Genomic DNA, 17,249 nt, shown 5'->3' with positions numbered 1-17,249 from the left:
GCAACAAAGTTTACGAAAACAACCTAAAAAAGAGCATGACATCCAGGTTTCCGGGATTGTCATACTCATTTTTCTTTTATAGGTTTTTGAAAAGCCACTAGCATTTTCCTTCCGTGTCTAAGGTTTTATCTTCTGATCCTTCCGATTCTCTTCTTGACCGGGATGCTGTAACAGTCGTCACAGATGCCGCCGTTGTCTATGAATTCTACTTCATCCCAAATATCCTTACTGCATTTAGAGCAAATCCATTTTTTCTTAACCTGCTCCACTCTCACCACCTCCATATTATGACAATTCGACATTCACCTTTGGATTCCTGCATTCTCCACCCCATTAAACACTTTTGTTCCAAGCTAATCCCTGTCTTCATATACTAATGGTAAATTCGGCAAGAAAGAGGACAGGTGTGTACAATGGAAAATCACGAGAAGAGTTTTACCGGAGGATGGATTCAAGCCATAGGTACGGTTCTATCCGCCATAAGCAGCACACCGCCGAAGTTTGTCAATAAACAGCAGGCAGAAGATCTTAATATTATTGGAAATCTGCTGCAGGGTACCGGGAATGCTTTGGCAGCAGACAGTACAGACAAAGTGACTCTGACTAAAATCGGAAATATGGTACAGGCAATCGGAAACTCAATTGAGGTAGGAGCCTTTCTGCTGACGGAAGGAGATCTTCAAACCCAGCTGCAGATTAAAGGGGATTTATTTCAAGCAGTAGGAGGAGCTTCAGCTTTTGCAGATGATTTGGATTCTTCTCCATCGCGGGAAGCCGCTCTTTCTCTTTATGGCAACCTGCTTCAAGTAATCGGCAATAGCTTGCAAGCCCTATCAGGGATTCTCTCATTGCGGGGGCAGCAACGCAGCACCCTCGATTCAGTCGGAAGCTGGATTCAAGCAGTCGGTGCCATTCTCAGTGCTCTGAGCGAATCTGTCGAAGATTCTTTATAATGCGGGAGATTTCTTTACTCATTGCTGCTTTTGAAATAGAAAGGTAAGATTACCCAAACTCAAATATTCAAAGAAAAAGATACCTAAGACCTTTCTGCTGTAGTATATTTAGAGAAACGAAATATATTACACACTGTGCGAGGTACTATTATGTGGAAAAATAAAAATGTCTGGATTATCTTAATGGGCGAGTTCGTTGCCGGCTTGGGACTCTGGCTCGGAATCATTGGAAATCTTGAATTTATGCAGGACAAGGTGCCCTCCGACTTTTTGAAAGCCGTCATCCTGGCCATCGGTTTGCTGGCCGGTCTGCTTCTTGGTCCTCTTGCTGGCAGGATTACGGACCAGGTGGATAAAAAGAAAGTCATGCTTTTCTCCGGTTTCGGACGCGCAGTCAGCGTGCTGTTCATGTTTGCTGCCATCTATACTGGATCCGTTCTATGGATGGTTGTGTTCATGATTTTCATCCAGGTTTCAGCCGCTTTCTATTTTCCTGCTTTACAAGCGGCAATCCCCATGGTGGTCAAGGAGAAAGACTTGCTTCAGCTGAACGGAGTCCATATGAATGTGGCGACACTTTCAAGGATATTGGGAACGGCTCTTGCAGGAATCTTCCTCGTCGTCATGTCTCTATCCATGCTGTATCTTCTTTCAATGATTGCTTATTTGCTTCTATTTTTCATAACGTTTTTCTTAAAGCTGGAGGAACCTAATGCCGGCGTCTTTGAAAAAGGGAAAGCCAAAGCTGGCAGTTTCAAAGAAGTCTTTCCGATTATCAAAGGGCTTCCGATTGTCATGATGACCTTGGTTATGACACTCATTCCTCTTTTATTTATCGGCGGGTTCAATTTGATGGTCATCAATATCAGTGAACTGCAGGACAGCTCGGCTATTAAAGGCTGGATTTATACAGCGGAAGGGATCGCCTTCATGCTGGGAGCCTTTTTTGTAAAGCAGATCAGCGGCAAGCGCTCTCCTTACTCGATTTTATTTTTGTTCTCATTTGTCATCGGAGCCGCTCAAATGCTGTTGTTTTTCGCTGATCAGCCCGTAATCTCGGTGATAGCCTTTGCGATTTTCGGATTTGCAGTCGGCTGCTTCTTCCCTACAGCCGCAACTATTTTCCAGACAAGGATTCCAAAAGACTTTCATGGAAGGTTCTTTTCATTCCGGAATATGCTGGACAGACTGATCTTCCAGGTGGTCCTCCTGATGACAGGCTTGTTTCTGGATATAATGGGATTGCAGTATATGACGCTCATGTTCGGAATTGTTTCCCTTGCGGCTACGGCACTCTTTTACTCTAAGTACCGTCAATTAAAAGGAACTGTTCTCGCTGAGAAGGCGGGCTGACAGCAAAAACCACACTGAAATTCAGTGTGGTTTTTGCTCATTTTACAGGGGTAAGCTGGGGATTGCATATCAAATCAAAGTGGGCTACCGGTTTCATCTCTTTATCCAGCAAATGATTGCACCATGTTTTTTCAATAAAAATTTCAGCTTTCACCCGTTCTCGTTCACCGCCGCTCGCTGCTTCTTCTAAACTGATCCAGCTTTCATAAATGCTTGTCATGAGATTACCAATTTTTTTGGCATGATAGGTCTGTACATCTTGCTCCGCACCGGCCACATACTCCGTCAGTTCCGAGAGCTCCTTCAAGCCTTTTTCTACAAGCCCTTTTAATCCTTCCAAAGAAGAGGGGATGCCCTCCAGATTTCCCTTCATTTCCTCGATAAACAGCTGATGGGCATTATGCTTATTCATTAACCGCAGAATTTCAAGCCCGAGGATATTCGCTGTTCCTTCCCACACGGTCAAAACTTGTGCATCTCGCAGGAGACGGGGAAGAACGAAGTCTTCAATAAAGCCGTTTCCTCCATGCATTTCAATTGCCTCGTGAGAGAAGTGGATGGCCTGTTCGGCTGTTTCTTTTTTTAAAAGAGCAATGAGCAGCCTGTTCAAGACCATTTCTTTTTCTGAAACTGGATGCTCGTGTGACATCACTTTATCGAAAAGATCGATAAGAGAAAATACCGCGCTTGTTTCGATTTCCTGCTTCACCGCCAAATGAGTCAGGGTTTCCTTGATCATCGGATAGTCTGCCAGTTTCTTTCCGAAGGCCTCTCTGTGGAAGGCATAATTCCTGGCTTCCATATAGGCGCGCCTCATGATCCCGATGGAGGCGATCGCATTGCAGACCCTGGAAAGATTGAGTGCCTCCATCATATAATGGATGCCTTTAGATGGCTCTCCGACCAGATAGGCTTCGGCTTCTTCAAATTCGACTTCAGCAGATGGAACGGCGCGGACACCCAATTTGTCTTTCAACCTTCTGATTTTAATACCATTTAGCTTGCCGTTTTCCTTTCTCCAAGGTACTGCAAACAGGCTCAGTCCTTTGGTGCCAGGCGGTGCTCCATCCATCCTTGCCAGTACCATCGCGACTCCGCACATTCCTGAATTGGACGCGAAATATTTCTCCCCGGAAAGACGGTAGCTGTCACCATTTTTAACCGCTTTGGTTTCGTTCGCGCCTACATCCGATCCCCCCTGCCGCTCAGTCAGGAAGGTCGCTCCTTCGTATAACTCGGTTTCCCCGGTAGAAAGCACGTGAGGAAGGAAACGCTCTTTGACTTCATCGCTGGCATAGTGTTCCATGAGATAGGCTGTTGCCATCGTTAGGGTGACAGGACAATAGAAGCCAGGTTCGGACTGTGACAGCAGATACCCTTGAGCGTAAGAATATACATAATTGCCTTTTCGGCCGAGTTCCGGAATCTGTTTATGGATATAGCCAACAATCCCTTTGTTATAAGTATCTTTTACCGTTTGCTTGTATCCTTCATTGACCCAAACCTCAGAGATATCCTCGCCCATCCGGTCATATTTAATGAGCCTCGGCTGGCCTTCTCGGTCTGTATGAGCGGCACGTTCATCGATTTCGCCGGCGCACATCCTGCCGAAATCCATGAGCTCGCGATCGGCCCATTCTCCCATTTCTTCATCGAGATATCGCTTCAGGACGCTGATAAAATGGGTATCCTCTTTGTAAAAGTTTTCGATGTACTTCATTTTGCAACACCGCTCTTATTCTCATCTCTTAATACCTGCTTCAGAATCTTTCCTGTCGCGTTGCGCGGAAGCTCCGTTACCGCCTCATACAATTTCGGAATTTTATAGAAGGCAAGTTTCCCAGATAAAAACGTCTGGCAGGTTTCTTTGACATCTTCAAATTTTTCGTTTGAAACAATATAGGCTTTCACAGTTTCTCCCCATTCCCGATGAGGGACCCCGATGACTGCCGCCTCTGAGATCAAAGGATGAGCCATGAGAGCTTCTTCCACCTCTTTCGGATAAATGTTGACCCCTCCGGAGATAATCAAATCCTTTTTCCGGTCAACAATCCAGATGTATCCTTCTTCATCTCTCCTGGCAAGATCACCCGTCCGTAACCAGCCATTGTGATAAGCTTCGTTTGTTTTTTCAGAGTCTTTATAGTACCCTTTCATATTTCCTTCTCCATAGAGCAGGATTTCACCCACTTCACCTGGCGGGAGTTCATTTCCTTGATCATCGGCAATCATGATTTCCGTCCCCAATGCACCTCTTTTCCCGATGCTGCCCGCATGATTACTATGCTCATCCGAGAGCAGCAACGTTCCCGTCGGCCCTGCTTCTGTCAATCCATAGACACAGCACAACCTGTCTGTATTAAATTTCTCTTTGATAAGCGCCACTTCTGGCTGGGAAAGCGGTGCTCCGCCGTACACCCAGAATTTCATAGAGGAAAGGTCATAGGATTCGATCGTTGGCATTTTAGCTGTAAAAAGATACGCAACAGGTGCGCCGAAGAAGTGAGTCACCTTTTCGCCTTCCACTAATTTCAACAGGGCTTCGGGGGTGAACGTCGGGGACAGAACATGGGAAGCTCCCACATAGGTTCCTGCCACCAGAAATAAGTGAAGAGGCGCTGAATGGCTCAAAGGCATCATATGGAGGATCCGGCTCTCCGGTTTCATTTCCATCTCCACACACATCATGATTGCCGCACTCAATATGTTGCGGTAAGTAAACAGGACACCCTTTGGCTTTCCGGTCGTTCCCGAAGTGTATAAAATCGTGGCTTCATCATCTTCAGAGAGGGTGCAGGCAATCGATTCCGTCTTTCCGTTTGCCAGCAGCTGCTCAAAGCTTTTCCATGAGTCTCTTCCCTTGCCGGTTTTAATTAGCAGGAGGTCTTCATCTCCCACTCCTGAAACAGCATCAAACAGCAGTTCATGGGCAATGAGGGCACGTGCATCACTATGCTCCAGAATATAGTGAACTTCTTTTCCTGTCAGCTTGGCATTGACCGGGACAATGATCCCACCGAGCCGAAGCACAGAAAAATAGGCGATCACGAACTCAGGTGTATTCGGCATGAAAAGAACTACTTTGTCCCCTGCCGATATTCCCTGCTGTTTTAGAGCTGAGGCAAACTTATTCACTTGCTGATTCAGCTCAAAATAATTCACACGCTGTTCACCTGAGATGATGGCTTCTTGATATGGGTATTTACGGGCATTTCTTTCCAGCAAATTTGAAATATTCATCATTCATCGCTCCCCAACTGTTCAAGTCTTTTTACAAAATCATCACGCAGCATCTCTAAGTCATGCTTCATACTTTGGAGTTCCCTGATCCGGCCGCTCACCTCCTCAATTCGCTGATTGCCATACTCAATCGTCCTTTCCAGCTGAGCTCTGCCGCTGCGGTCACTGTCAAACAGATGGATCATTTCTTTAATTTCTTCTAACGAAAAGCCGAAACGCTTTCCGCGCAGAATCAGCTTCAGGCGGGCATATTCTTTTCTTGAATACACCCTCCTGCCGCCATCATCCCGGGCAGGTGTCAAAAGGTCCAGTTCTTCATAGTATCTTATTGTCCTGGTAGTGAGGCTAAACTCTTCGGCAAGTTGTGAAATGGAATAATTCATGAGGTCTCCTGTGTCTGAATTTTTAGATAACACTATTTTACCATTGACGTTAACGTTAACTTCAATAGTTTATAAAAAAAAAAACACCAGGGACAACTTGCCGCAGGTGGATTTTTCTTGAGTATTTTATTTTTCTCTTTCTTTATCTTTATCTTTATCTCCATCATGATCAAGAATATGATATTTACTTTCATCAAAATCCTTCAGGTCCTTTTTTGACTTTCGCATGAATAACAGAACAATGATCAAGGCTGGAATCGCCAATATAACATACCCAAAGACCAGGTTTAAGAACTCGGACATTCTCATCTTCCTTTCATAAGTGCTTGTCGCCATTATAGCTTTTCCTGGTCCAAATCAAAAAGAATTGAAACCAAATGGACAAACACCCAACCCAGACTATTCACGTTAATCTAATGCCCTGAGGAAAATTCAGGCAGATACCTACTTGAACATTTTGTCACTTCGCCAACCCTCTTTCAGCCATCGCCTTTCTTAAATCTACTGCCGGTATTAATATAAACAAGCATGAAAAAGATTAAGGCCATAAATAAAACCATTCCCGCTATGAACAGCCACTGCATATCGAGTGCCTCACTTAATGCCCAGAGCGAGATACTGAACGATAGAGCAAACATCATCTTGCCCATGAACTTGCACAGTGCTTCGGTATCATACTTTTCTTTCTCTTCCTTAGGCAGTGTATTATATCCTGCAATCAAAAAGGCTCCTTTTCCATTGATCAGAAATATGCCCAGGATAACAAACAAACCTATAATGAGTAGATGAACAATCATGTAATGCCTCCTTACCAGAACGGCCGAGTGGCCAGTAAACCAAGCACAAGAATGGCAGAGGACCCAAGAACAACGAGTAAAGTACCTCTCGATGACTCCTTGGACAACATCGCGCCTTCAATGATCATGCCAAGGCCCATTAAAGCAAAAGCAATATTCCTGAGAGTGGCTGACTGCAAAGCAATCGAAATAAATACTAAGAGGAACCCTGCCGGTATCAATCCTGCTACGAGGATCAGCGGGTTTCTCAACTCCTCCTTCAGCTTTTCCTTTTCAGCGGTACTCATTTTGTTATATTCCTTTTTACTCGAGAAAACCACAATGACAATCATCAACACAGCTACCGAAATTCCTAACGCATCCATCCCTGCTCCCCAATTCTTGTTAATATAGTTTTTAGAATATTTTAACACATCATTTCTTAGAGCGAGGACTATGCAGCAAATTTTTCTCTCACGGTAAAAGCATTAGAGAGGTTAAAGTATAAAGAGGCGCTTTTTATAAATTTTGTTGCTTTTTATATTAACTTTGTAAGATAACGGCTATATATTCTGGGCATTTACAGATGAAAATCTTAGTACTTGAAAGGGTATAATTCCGAAAACATTTATAATGCGCCAACAGTCTATTTAAAAGATTTTTAGTTTGATTGCTGATTTAGAATGTTGATATTACTATTTCCCATTTACGTAGGATGATTGAAGCGGAAGGCGGACGATCTCCTGCGGGACTAGCGGGACAGGTGAGACCCCGCAGGCGCAGCCGAGGAGGCTCATCCAGCTCCAGCGGCCAGCGACTAGCAGATTTCGGTCTCTCTCCTTGCTAATCTAGCTGCATGACCCCATCGGCTAGCGTACTTCCCTGCCTCCTCCTTGCGATAAGTCAACATCAACTCACTATGTTCGTTGTGTTTCCTTTATCTCATGCGGAGTCAGTCCAGTCCGTACGCCGCTGAGCGGGGCCATTTCACTTTTTATAGATAAGTCATCATCGAATCGCTTACGCTCTTCGTGATTCCTTTATCTCATACGAGAGCCCTAAAATCTGTACGTCGCTGAACGGCCGCTTCCGCTTTTACTTCACCGCCCGCCCCGCGGAGTCGTCCGCCTGGAGCGGAAATCCATTTCGTGTAAAGCGGACACATTTTTTGCTAACAGGCATAAAAAAGACACTCCTTTGGAAGTGTCCCTTATGTTTCAGCTATTTCAGGATTCCATTGAAATCTCTCTAAATCTATTTTCCCTTGCAGGCCGACATCTACACCCTCCGTTTCCAGGTTCAGCCGCTGTTCTTCAAAAGACTCTTCATCACGAAGAGCAATTTGGCCCTGAGCATTGATGACCCTATGCCAGGGAAGCTCGTGTTTACGGCTCATGGAATGGAGAATCCGGACAACCTGGCGGGCAGCACGCGGACTTCCAGCCAGTCCCGCAATCTGTCCATAGGTCATGACTTTTCCTGCAGGGATGTTTCTAATAATTTTTATTACGTCTTCTGTAAAAGGTGTCACGGAAACATCCTTTCGCGTAGATTTAAAAGGTGTTCTTCGTTTTCTGATTCTGGTTGATCAGCAGCAGCAACTGAACGAATGCAATAGGAAGAGCGGTCTTCTTGTAAGCCAGATACTTAGGCTCCCAATCCGTGGAGAACTTATCTTTAAACTCCCTGAGGCCCCTGAAATTGTATAGGGAATTTCCATGCAGGTAAGCTAAATGTATAAGTTTTTCAGTCATGAAGGAATGGTGGCAGTTTCCCACATTGGACAGTGGGGACATCCCCAGACTGCAGGCTTTATAGCCATTGCTTTTTGCCCAATTGAAGATATGGACAAACAACGCATCCATTGTGCCATTGGGACTGTCGGCCACTTTTCTCATCAAATCAATGCTGATCGTCCCTTTATAATTGGTCGGCAAAGTTGCAAAGGCAATTAACTTGCCTTGGGAATCTCTTATCATGGCAACAGGAAAGCGGGAAACGTATTCCTCACTGAATGCAGCAACCGAAAAACCTTTTTCCTTTTGATCACCAAGCCACATGCTTGAAACCGCAGTAATTTCTGAAAGCACTTCCTCCGAAAAAGGGGGCAGCATGACATCAAAGGAGTAACCATTTCTGCTTAACTTATTCAAACTTGTCCGCAGCTTGCCATTCTTTTTACCTTCTGTGCTGAATAGCTGAAGGTTCACAATCCCTTCTTCTCCCAGCTTGACGAACCTGTACCCTGAATCATGGTAATGCTGCATGAACTTAGGACTGATTTGATAAAAAACCGGTTTTAACCCTTTATCCCTGCCGTAGTCGGAAAACTCCTTAATGGCTTGGTAAATATGAGCCTCTTCCCCCACCGGATCACCCAGCACAATCAATTTATTGGCAAAACGCTTATATAGTATAAAAACAGTTTGTTCTTCATTCCAAAATACTTCTTTATCTTTTAAAAAGGTTAAATGCGTAAGATGATTTCCCCCTTTTTCCTGCAAAAGGGAAGTCATCCGGGCAATATGACCCTCTAAGTTACATGAAGGGATTTCATTCCTTGTCCTTCTCGTTGTCATTAAGGAATTAAAAATTTTGATGTACATGTATTGGCCTCCTGATAACGTTAAATAAATAATACCATACAGGGTGCATGTTGATTGAAGAATTTTTTAGAGAAATGTTTTTATGAGATTTAAAAAAGTTGAGCAGGAGTGGGTTGTGAGGTGTAAACGGGGGTTTTGAGGGGCATTGAGGCAGGGTGAATCACCGGATAGTGGGCTGCAAATCCTGTTTACGGGCCGCTGAAATCAATAAAACAACCAGGTGTTGGCCCGCAAGTCCAGTTTACGGGCCGTTGAGATCTAGAGACCCACCCGATATTGGATCACAAGTCCAACTTACGGGCCAGTAAGATCAATAAAACGACCAGATATTGGCCCGCAAGTCCAATTTACGGGCCGGTGAGATCAATAAAACAACCAGGTGTTGGCCCGTAAGTCCAGTTTACGGGCCGGTGAGATCAAAACAACGTCCAGATATTGGACTGCAAATCCAGTTTACGCGCTGTTGAGAAGCAAGAAATCATCTCATTGAATCCCTGCAGTCGATCTGATTAATGTAATCTTAAGCTGCTACTTGAATAAATAAAAATGCCATTAACTCCTTGCTAAGCAGTTAATGGCTTTTTAAGAGATAAATTTTATGTGGTAAATTGGAATTTAGTAAATAAAAACCACCAAATATGTATTTGGTGGAGACGGTGGGAATCGAACCCACGTCCAGACATATCGCCACTTAAGCGTCTACGAGCGTAGTCGATACATTCGCGAGTTCGCTGCAACATCTGCCTATCGACGGGCGTCCGTGCAGCTAGTCTGATTGATCTCTTCCTTCATCCTCAGACGGTGGAATCCGGCGTAGCCCACTGAAAGTGAGTCCCTTACCCTACCACATGGGCGATGGAGGGAGGAACCGCTAAGCTAGCTTACGCTGCTAAAGCGAAGTTGTTGTTAGATTTGCCAGTTATTATTGGCGTTGACGTTTTATCGTGGACGATCCCCACGGCTCGCAACTCAAGCTCGAACTATCCCTGTCGAATCCGTAACGTCCCCATGATAGTTGGTTATTTTCGCTTTAGCAAAAAAAACCTAAAGGGAAGAACGGGCAGAATAAGTTGTGCTCGGTTACTTATTCAGTTGTCCTTGCTGCCGCTTAATTACCCTGCGACAATTCTTATTATAACAAATCTGTGGTATTTTGCAATGAATAGGCTTATGGTAAATTACGTTAATCAGTAATTCCCTTTCTGCCTTTGAGCAAGTTCACGCTGGATAGTACGATTCGCATCTTTTCGTTTCAGGTCTTCACGCTTATCGAATTTCTTTTTACCTTTAGCAAGACCGATTAAAAGCTTGGCGACTCCATTTTTAATATAGAGCTTCAACGGTACCAGGGAATATCCCGCTTCTTTTGTTTGTCCGATCAGCTGTGATATCTGCTTTTTGTGAAGCAGCAGCTTTCTCGTCCTGAGCGGTTCGTGATTATACCGGTTGCCCTGCTCGTATGGGCTGATGTGCATATTGTGGACAAAAACTTCACCCTGCTGGATTCTGGCAAACGAATCTTTCAGGTTTACCCGTCCTGCCCTGATTGCCTTGATTTCGGTTCCTTGCAGAACAAGTCCAGCTTCATATGTTTCTTCAACGGCAAAATCATGGCGCGCTTTTTTATTCTGTGCAATTAACTTTCCTTCACCCTTTGGCATTGGAGCTTCCCCCTTTTTCTCTGTTGGCCGGAGATTCTCTTTATGGTTACCGGCCCTCATTTTACAATAGTATAGACCATTATACTAGCTGAAAGCAAAGGAGAAAAGAAGGACTCTTTTCTCCTTAAACAGCTTATTTGCGTTTCTTCGGCTTTCTTTTGCTTCTCGGCGCATTCTCAAACTTCTTGCTGCCTTTTTTCTTCTTGTTCTGCGGAGGGCGCGTTGACCATTCGCCAGAATCTTTCTTCGGCATTTCGCCGCCGTTGCGGTCCTTTTGCCTCGTTCTGACAACGGTCGGGCGTTCTTCACGCGGTCTCTGGTTGCTAATCATTCCGACGATTTCAAAATCGATGGCACGCTCATCTTTGTTGACATTTACAACGCGGATGGTGATTTCATCTCCGATTCTGAAAACATTGGCCGTTCTTTCACCAATCATCGCCATGGATCTTTCATCAAAGCGGTAATAGTCATCCGTCATGTAGCTCACATGGACAAGGCCTTCGATTGTGTTGGAAAGCTCGACGAACATACCAAAGTTCGTGACAGAAGAAATGATTCCTTCATATTCTTCTCCGACCTTATCAAGCATGTATTCTGCTTTCTTCAGCTCATCCGTTTCACGCTCTGCGTCAACCGCACGGCGTTCACGGCTTGAAGTGTGATCAGCGATTTCATCCATCAGTGCTGCCCATTTCGCTCTTGTGGTCTCATCCAGCTTGCCTTCGATCAGGTACGTCCTGATGAGGCGGTGAACGATTAAGTCAGGATAACGGCGGATCGGCGATGTGAAATGGGTGTAGTACTGTGTTGAAAGTCCAAAGTGCCCAAGGCTTTCAGCATAGTATTTCGCCTGCTGCATGGAACGAAGCATCATGGTCGATACAACCACTTCCTCCGGCTTCCCTTCTACCGCTTCAACGATTTCCTGAAGGGCACGAGGGTGGACGGAATTGGCTGTTCCTCTTACGAATAAACCAAAATTCGTGATAAACTCAAAGAATTTTTGCAGCTTTTCTTCTTTTGGGTCTTCATGGATACGGTAGATGAAAGGAACATCCATCCAATGGAAGTGCTCTGCCACGGTTTCATTCGCAACAAGCATAAACTCCTCGATAAGGCGCTCTGCCACCGAGCGGGTCCTTAACACCACATCAGTCGGCTTGCCTTCGTCATCCACCAGCACCTTTGATTCTTTAAAATCAAAATCGATCGCTCCGCGGGTCATACGCTTTTCTCTCAGAATCTGCGCAAGGTCTTCCATTTGCTCGAACATCGGGACAATCGGCTCGTACCGTTCACGTGTCTGTTCGTCCTTATCCACAAGGATCTTGTTCACGTCTGAGTAAGTCATCCGCTCTGTCGTTTTGATAACACTTTGGAAGATTTCGTGTTTGACGACTTCGCCCTGTGCGTTGATTTCCATCTCACAGCCAAGAGTCAAGCGATCGACTTTTGGGTTCAAGGAACAAATTCCGTTTGAAAGCCTGTGCGGGATCATCGGGATGACTCGGTCCACTAAGTACACACTCGTCCCTCTTTCAAAACCTTCCTGGTCGATCGGGGAACCTTCTGTCACATAGTAGCTGACATCCGCGATATAAACGCCAAGCTTGTAATTTCCATTGTTGAGCCTCTTTACGGTAACCGCATCATCAAGGTCCTTCGCATCTGCTCCATCAATGGTCACGATGGTTTCTTCACGCAGATCACGGCGGTTTTCAAGCTCGGATGGATCAATTTCATCCGGCACATTGTTGGCCTGCTCCATCACTTCATCGGGGAATTCAACGGTTATTCCGTGTTTATGGATAACAGACAGGATATCCACACCAGGGTCATTTTTATGCCCGAGGATTTCAGTGACTTCTCCTTCCGCGCTTTTACGGCCTTCAGGATAGGAGGTCAGTTCGACGACCACTTTGTGTCCTTCGACAGCTCCCATATTGGCAGATTTCGGGATGAAAATATCACTGGAGAATTTCTTGTCATCCGGGATCACAAATCCAAAATGCTTGCTTTCCGTATAGGTCCCGACTACCTGTGTAACGCCTCTTTCCAAAATCCGGACGATGGAACCCTCTCTTCTGCTTCCGGAAGTTTCCGAGGAGACCCTCGCCAGCACGATATCGCCATTCATGGCATTATTGGTTTCATTTGGCGGAATAAAAATGTCATCTAATCCCGGTTCGTCAGGAAGAACAAAAGCGAAGCCTTTCGCATGACCCGATAATTTCCCCCGGATAAGATTCATTTTTTCCGGCAGGCCGTAACGGTTGCTGCGCGTGCGGACAACAAGTCCTTTTTCCTCCATGATGACAAGAGCTTTTACAAAATCTTTAAAATTGGAAGAACCTTCAATCCCAAAAGCTTCTTCCAGTTCCTGCACCGTCAATGGTTTATAAGCTTCATCTTTCATGTATGAAAGAAGCTTGTCTATCTTTCCGCGAATAGAATCATCCATTTCTTAAACCTCCTAAGTCGTCGTTTAAACAGTCCAGTCCAGCCCTTCGAGAAAGGCATAAACATCTTCATGCAGCTGCTCTTTCTCTTTATCGAGCGTGATGACATGGCCGGACTCTTCGTACCATTTAATTTTTTTATTATCAGATTCAACCGCATCATAAATAATATTGGCCGAATCTGTGTTTATCATGTGGTCATTCCGCGCCTGGATGACAAAAGTCGGACTGTAAATCATATCTACATTTCCCCGGACATCTGCAATCAGTTCCTGGAGTGCTTTCAATGTATTCATTGGTGTTTTCTTGAACTCTGTTATTTCTTCTTCAATTTGCGCAGGGTCTTTTCCTTCAAACTTCTTAAATTCCCTTGCGTATTCAACAACACCGTCATACATGACGTCTTCACTCTTTATGTACATAGGCGCACACATCGGTACAATACCCTTTACAGGAACAGTGTAACCTAATTTTAGTGAAAATACCCCTCCGAGCGAGAGACCCGCAACAGCTATTTCCTCATACCCTAGGCTCTTCAAATGGGTATAGCCGTCCATGACATCCTTCCACCAGTCTTCCGGACCTGTATGGACCAGTTCTTCGGGCGGAACTCCATGGCCTTTATAGTGAGGGGCATGCGATGAGTAGCCCTTTTTCTCCAGAAAGCGGCCGAGCATGCGGACATCAGCGGAATTCCCTGTAAAACCGTGCAGCAGCAGAACCGCACGTTTTCCAGCTTGGAACGTAAATGGTTTTGGTAAAACTGTTTTCATGATTGTTGAAACTCCTTTATTCATAAATATAGTCAGGGCTTGATAGAGCCTGTAGTTTGTGGCTGCAATGCGCACCCTCTCTCTAATACTGCAAAGAGAGCGGTCCTTTAAGGGAATCGACTTATTAATCAAACGTTTGATTAACCAATACCCTACCCTATATTCTAAGCAATCAGAGGCAAAACAATCCAGTAATGAAGCCTGCTGTTTGAACTACCCACCACTTACCGCCCTTACAGGTCGCTTGAAGTGGGGGATTCCTAAGAACACAAACCTTGTTGGTTCGTTTTTGGTTAGGCTATCTCCGCAGTCCCTGCGGTTAATCGCAATGCTTCATTGCGAAGATTTATACTTGCGTTAAGATCCCTTTGATGGTTGCTTTTACAGTTTGGACAGGTCCATTCACGCAACGCAAGATCTTTAACGGCTTTATACTTATGATTACATACAGAACATAGCTGGCTGGAAGGGAAATTTTTCGCTGCGGCTATCACCTGTTTGCCGTACCATAATGATTTGTATTCCAACATAGACCTGAATTGGGCCCAGCTTACTTCGCTGATTCCTTTTGAAAGATCTTTGTTTTTTAACATACTTTTGACAGACAAATCTTCAATGCCGATAATGTCGTGGTTTTTGACTATTTCGGTAGAGATTTTGTCCAACATATCTTTTCTTGCATTAGCGATTTTTTCGTGCAGCCGGGCAACTTTCTTTTTTTGTTTAGTCCAATTCGAAGAACCCACTTGCCTCCTTGAAAGAATGCATTGGGCATTAATTATTTTCTTTTCTAGTGTACGGAAAAAGCGGGGGTTTTTATAGGTTGTGCCATCTGAAAGAGTTGCGAAATCCTTCAAACCTACGTCGATTCCGACAGAGGTGCCAGTTTTCTTATAGGGTTGAACTTCTGATTCAGCCAAAATCGAAACGAAGAACGTACCTGAAGGGTTTCGTCTAATGGTGGCGTTCATTATTCGGCCTTCCACCTCTCGACTCTTGGCAAACCGAACCAGGCCGAGTTTTGGCAATTTGATGTGTTGATCTTTCACTTGTATATTCCCGTTCACAAACTTTGTGGTATAGGATTGAACGGGGTTCTTCTTCGATTTGAAGCGAGGTAAACGATTTTGTTTCTTGTAATACCGTTTGTAGGAATCATGAACGATTTCAACTGATTTCTGAAGGGCAATACTATCGACTTCTTTCAAGAATGAATAGGTCTTCTTGAGCTCTCGAACAGCTTTAATGGATTGGTACTTGTTGAAAAATTCACCTTTCCAATTGTTCTGTAAAAGCTGCCCATTCTGTACCATTTCATTTACGATAGACCAATAAGCGTCTTTGTTCTTTTGTTTCCCAACAAAATAGTTGTAGATGAACCGGCAACAACCGAACGTTTTATTGATTAATTCAATTTGTTGGTGATNACTGATTTCTGAAGGGCAATACTATCGACTTCTTTCAAGAATGAATAGGTCTTCTTGAGCTCTCGAACAGCTTTAATGGATTGGTACTTGTTGAAAAATTCACCTTTCCAATTGTTCTGTAAAAGCTGCCCATTCTGTACCATTTCATTTACGATAGACCAATAAGCGTCTTTGTTCTTTTGTTTCCCAACAAAATAGTTGTAGATGAACCGGCAACAACCGAACGTTTTATTGATTAATTCAATTTGTTGGTGATTTGGATAGATCCTGAATTTAAAGATTTTTTTAACATTCAAATGGTTTCACCTCCTTGTAGTAATTATACCAAGAAAGATGGTACCTTGGGAACGTATGTTTCTTTCAAAGTTTTTTTAGTAGAGACCAAAGGCAGGCGATTCATCTCCCACTTACCGTTGGGCTATGCCCTTCACACGCTTGAAGAGGGAGTTTTCTCGTCATTTTTAGATAAAAAAGACTATTTTCGCATACATTGCTGCTTTCTAAGATACTAAGCTTTTTTGCTCTAAACGAAGAGAGAAGCTCTTTTCTCTCTTGTTAAACAGGATTTTACAGTTGAATTACGGCGCTATCTTTCGCAATTTAAAACAAATAGCCACAAAGTTTATGAAAGGCTCTTTTCTAAAGGATTGTTGCTTTTGAACGCTATTTTACCCTCTTTCACTTATATACAGGAGGATTGGAGCGGTAGACAGCCACAATCCTTACGAAAAGTACGTTATGAGAACCTTAAAAAAATCTGTTTTACGGCAAATAAAAAAACCCGGCCGTAATGACCGGGTTTTCTATGATTAAAAACCGAAGTATGTTACTGCCAGAGTCAAAATGAAGAATAAAACAGAAAGAACGATTGTAACGCGGTGCAGCACTAAATCGAGTCCGCGCGCTTTCTGTTTGCCGAACAGCTGCTCTGCACCACCTGAGATGGCACCTGATAGTCCTGCACTTTTACCAGATTGCAATAATACAACGACGATAAGAGCGATTGAAACAATGATTAGTAAAGTGATCAATAATGTATGCACGAGTCCCACCTCCTGAAACGAACGTTAAGCAATATTTTTAATTTTATCACACCTGTCAGCCAGCCACAATAAAGATTTGAAATTTTTGGCGGTTTTGTGGACAGTCTAAAGCCGGAGTTTCTGGCTATCAACCCTTTTTCTGTTTCTATCAATAACTTTTCCAGTTCTGCCGCTTTGTCAATTTCATCAGCCGATTTCGCCGTTCTATCAACCGCCGCCCTTCTTCTCTATTGGTTGTGTCGCTAAACAGCCACTATACACTTTCATAAAAGCAGGGTTATAACTAGTTAAAAGTGGGTAGCTCATTAAGAAGGTGGAATTTTCCACAGGCACAAAGAAGGATAAAGTGAGATTCCCGGTGATACATCGAAAAGATTCCGGGGTAATCAAATGTCCACTGGTTCCTGCTCCTTTTTTTATTAAGGCTCTTCTCGTAAACTTTGCCGCTACTTGTTACGAATTTAAAAAAATATTGCTGTCATACACCAGAAACACCCAGAAAGAAAAGCCCTGGTCATCAGGGAAAAGATCAATATGAAACCAGCTTTTATTAATAGTCCTCTACTCATTAG

17 protein-coding genes and 1 other RNA gene are annotated in these 17,249 nt (G+C 44.0%); 2 read left to right on the top strand and 16 right to left on the bottom strand.

Annotated features, from left to right (window positions below; translation table 11 throughout):
• Positions 1 to 125: 125 nt before the first annotated feature.
• Entirely contained in the window at positions 126 to 269 is a 144-nt protein-coding gene (locus FZC79_RS23030) for a hypothetical protein (protein ID WP_187442695.1), read from the bottom strand.
• A 144-nt stretch (positions 270 to 413) separates the two neighbouring features.
• Between FZC79_RS23030 and FZC79_RS08480 the strand changes: the two genes are divergently transcribed.
• Together FZC79_RS08480 and FZC79_RS08475 are read left to right on the top strand one after the other, a co-directional pair.
• Positions 414 to 953 carry a DUF6944 family repetitive protein gene (locus FZC79_RS08480; RefSeq protein ID WP_148946369.1) on the top strand — a complete coding sequence of 180 codons (540 nt, stop codon included), beginning with the start codon at positions 414 to 416 and terminating at the stop codon, positions 951 to 953.
• Positions 954 to 1,103: 150 nt separating this feature from the next.
• Positions 1,104 to 2,306: an MFS transporter gene (locus FZC79_RS08475; protein ID WP_148946368.1), complete on the top strand. Its 1,203-nt coding sequence runs from the start codon at positions 1,104 to 1,106 to the stop codon at positions 2,304 to 2,306.
• A 37-nt stretch (positions 2,307 to 2,343) separates the two neighbouring features.
• On the opposite strand, the gene FZC79_RS08470 is transcribed toward FZC79_RS08475, so the two are convergent.
• The 15 genes from FZC79_RS08470 to secG all read right to left on the bottom strand — a co-directional run bounded on the left by FZC79_RS08470 (position 2,344) and on the right by secG (position 16,677).
• The gene (locus tag FZC79_RS08470) at positions 2,344 to 4,026 is read right to left on the bottom strand and encodes an acyl-CoA dehydrogenase family protein (RefSeq protein ID WP_148946367.1); all 1,683 of its coding nucleotides are present in this window, start codon (positions 4,024 to 4,026) and stop codon (positions 2,344 to 2,346) included.
• The gene (locus FZC79_RS08465; RefSeq protein ID WP_148946366.1) at positions 4,023 to 5,546 is read right to left on the bottom strand and encodes a class I adenylate-forming enzyme family protein; all 1,524 of its coding nucleotides are present in this window, start codon (positions 5,544 to 5,546) and stop codon (positions 4,023 to 4,025) included. Before FZC79_RS08465 ends, FZC79_RS08470 begins: the two co-directional genes overlap by 4 nt.
• Positions 5,546 to 5,929, bottom strand: coding sequence for a MerR family transcriptional regulator (locus tag FZC79_RS08460; protein ID WP_148941449.1), 384 nt, complete (start codon positions 5,927 to 5,929; stop codon positions 5,546 to 5,548). The genes FZC79_RS08465 and FZC79_RS08460 overlap by 1 nt, the downstream gene beginning before the upstream one ends.
• Before the next feature lie 126 nt (positions 5,930 to 6,055).
• Positions 6,056 to 6,265 (bottom strand): hypothetical protein, encoded by a 210-nt coding sequence (locus FZC79_RS08455; RefSeq protein ID WP_148946365.1) that lies wholly within the window; start codon positions 6,263 to 6,265, stop codon positions 6,056 to 6,058.
• A gap of 143 nt (positions 6,266 to 6,408) precedes the next feature.
• Positions 6,409 to 6,726, bottom strand: coding sequence for a DUF3784 domain-containing protein (locus tag FZC79_RS08450; RefSeq protein ID WP_148946364.1), 318 nt, complete (start codon positions 6,724 to 6,726; stop codon positions 6,409 to 6,411).
• 11 nt (positions 6,727 to 6,737) lie between these two features.
• Positions 6,738 to 7,091: a hypothetical protein gene (locus FZC79_RS08445; protein WP_148946363.1), complete on the bottom strand. Its 354-nt coding sequence runs from the start codon at positions 7,089 to 7,091 to the stop codon at positions 6,738 to 6,740.
• A gap of 824 nt (positions 7,092 to 7,915) precedes the next feature.
• The gene (locus tag FZC79_RS08440) at positions 7,916 to 8,236 is read right to left on the bottom strand and encodes an MGMT family protein (RefSeq protein WP_148946362.1); all 321 of its coding nucleotides are present in this window, start codon (positions 8,234 to 8,236) and stop codon (positions 7,916 to 7,918) included.
• A 22-nt stretch (positions 8,237 to 8,258) separates the two neighbouring features.
• Positions 8,259 to 9,311, bottom strand: coding sequence for a phosphatidylglycerol lysyltransferase domain-containing protein (locus tag FZC79_RS08435; RefSeq protein ID WP_148946361.1), 1,053 nt, complete (start codon positions 9,309 to 9,311; stop codon positions 8,259 to 8,261).
• Positions 9,312 to 9,956: 645 nt separating this feature from the next.
• Positions 9,957 to 10,319: a transfer-messenger RNA gene (gene ssrA / locus FZC79_RS08430) on the bottom strand.
• 179 nt (positions 10,320 to 10,498) lie between these two features.
• A complete protein-coding gene (gene smpB, locus FZC79_RS08425) occupies positions 10,499 to 10,972 on the bottom strand; it encodes an SsrA-binding protein SmpB (protein ID WP_113926842.1) in 474 nt (157 codons plus the stop codon).
• 133 nt (positions 10,973 to 11,105) lie between these two features.
• Positions 11,106 to 13,436 (bottom strand): ribonuclease R, encoded by a 2,331-nt coding sequence (rnr, locus tag FZC79_RS08420; protein ID WP_148946360.1) that lies wholly within the window; start codon positions 13,434 to 13,436, stop codon positions 11,106 to 11,108.
• A 24-nt stretch (positions 13,437 to 13,460) separates the two neighbouring features.
• On the bottom strand, positions 13,461 to 14,207 hold the full coding sequence (locus FZC79_RS08415) for an alpha/beta hydrolase (RefSeq protein ID WP_148941441.1): 747 nt from the start codon (positions 14,205 to 14,207) through the stop codon (positions 13,461 to 13,463).
• 293 nt (positions 14,208 to 14,500) lie between these two features.
• Positions 14,501 to 15,640 carry an IS200/IS605 family element RNA-guided endonuclease TnpB gene (tnpB, locus tag FZC79_RS08410; protein ID WP_148946359.1) on the bottom strand — a complete coding sequence of 380 codons (1,140 nt, stop codon included), beginning with the start codon at positions 15,638 to 15,640 and terminating at the stop codon, positions 14,501 to 14,503.
• A complete protein-coding gene (locus FZC79_RS08405) occupies positions 15,613 to 15,930 on the bottom strand; it encodes a helix-turn-helix domain-containing protein (RefSeq protein WP_148946358.1) in 318 nt (105 codons plus the stop codon). The genes tnpB and FZC79_RS08405 overlap by 28 nt, the downstream gene beginning before the upstream one ends.
• A 513-nt stretch (positions 15,931 to 16,443) precedes the next feature.
• Positions 16,444 to 16,677, bottom strand: a complete 234-nt coding sequence (gene secG / locus FZC79_RS08400; RefSeq protein WP_148941247.1) for a preprotein translocase subunit SecG — start codon at positions 16,675 to 16,677, stop codon at positions 16,444 to 16,446.
• Positions 16,678 to 17,249 lie beyond the last annotated feature (572 nt).

The sequence above is a fragment of the Rossellomorea vietnamensis genome (assembly GCF_008180615.1).
GTDB lineage: Bacteria > Bacillota > Bacilli > Bacillales > Bacillaceae_B > Rossellomorea > Rossellomorea vietnamensis_D.
The sequence above is the reverse complement of the archived record's forward strand: the minus strand, read 5'-3'. Positions and strand labels throughout refer to the sequence as shown.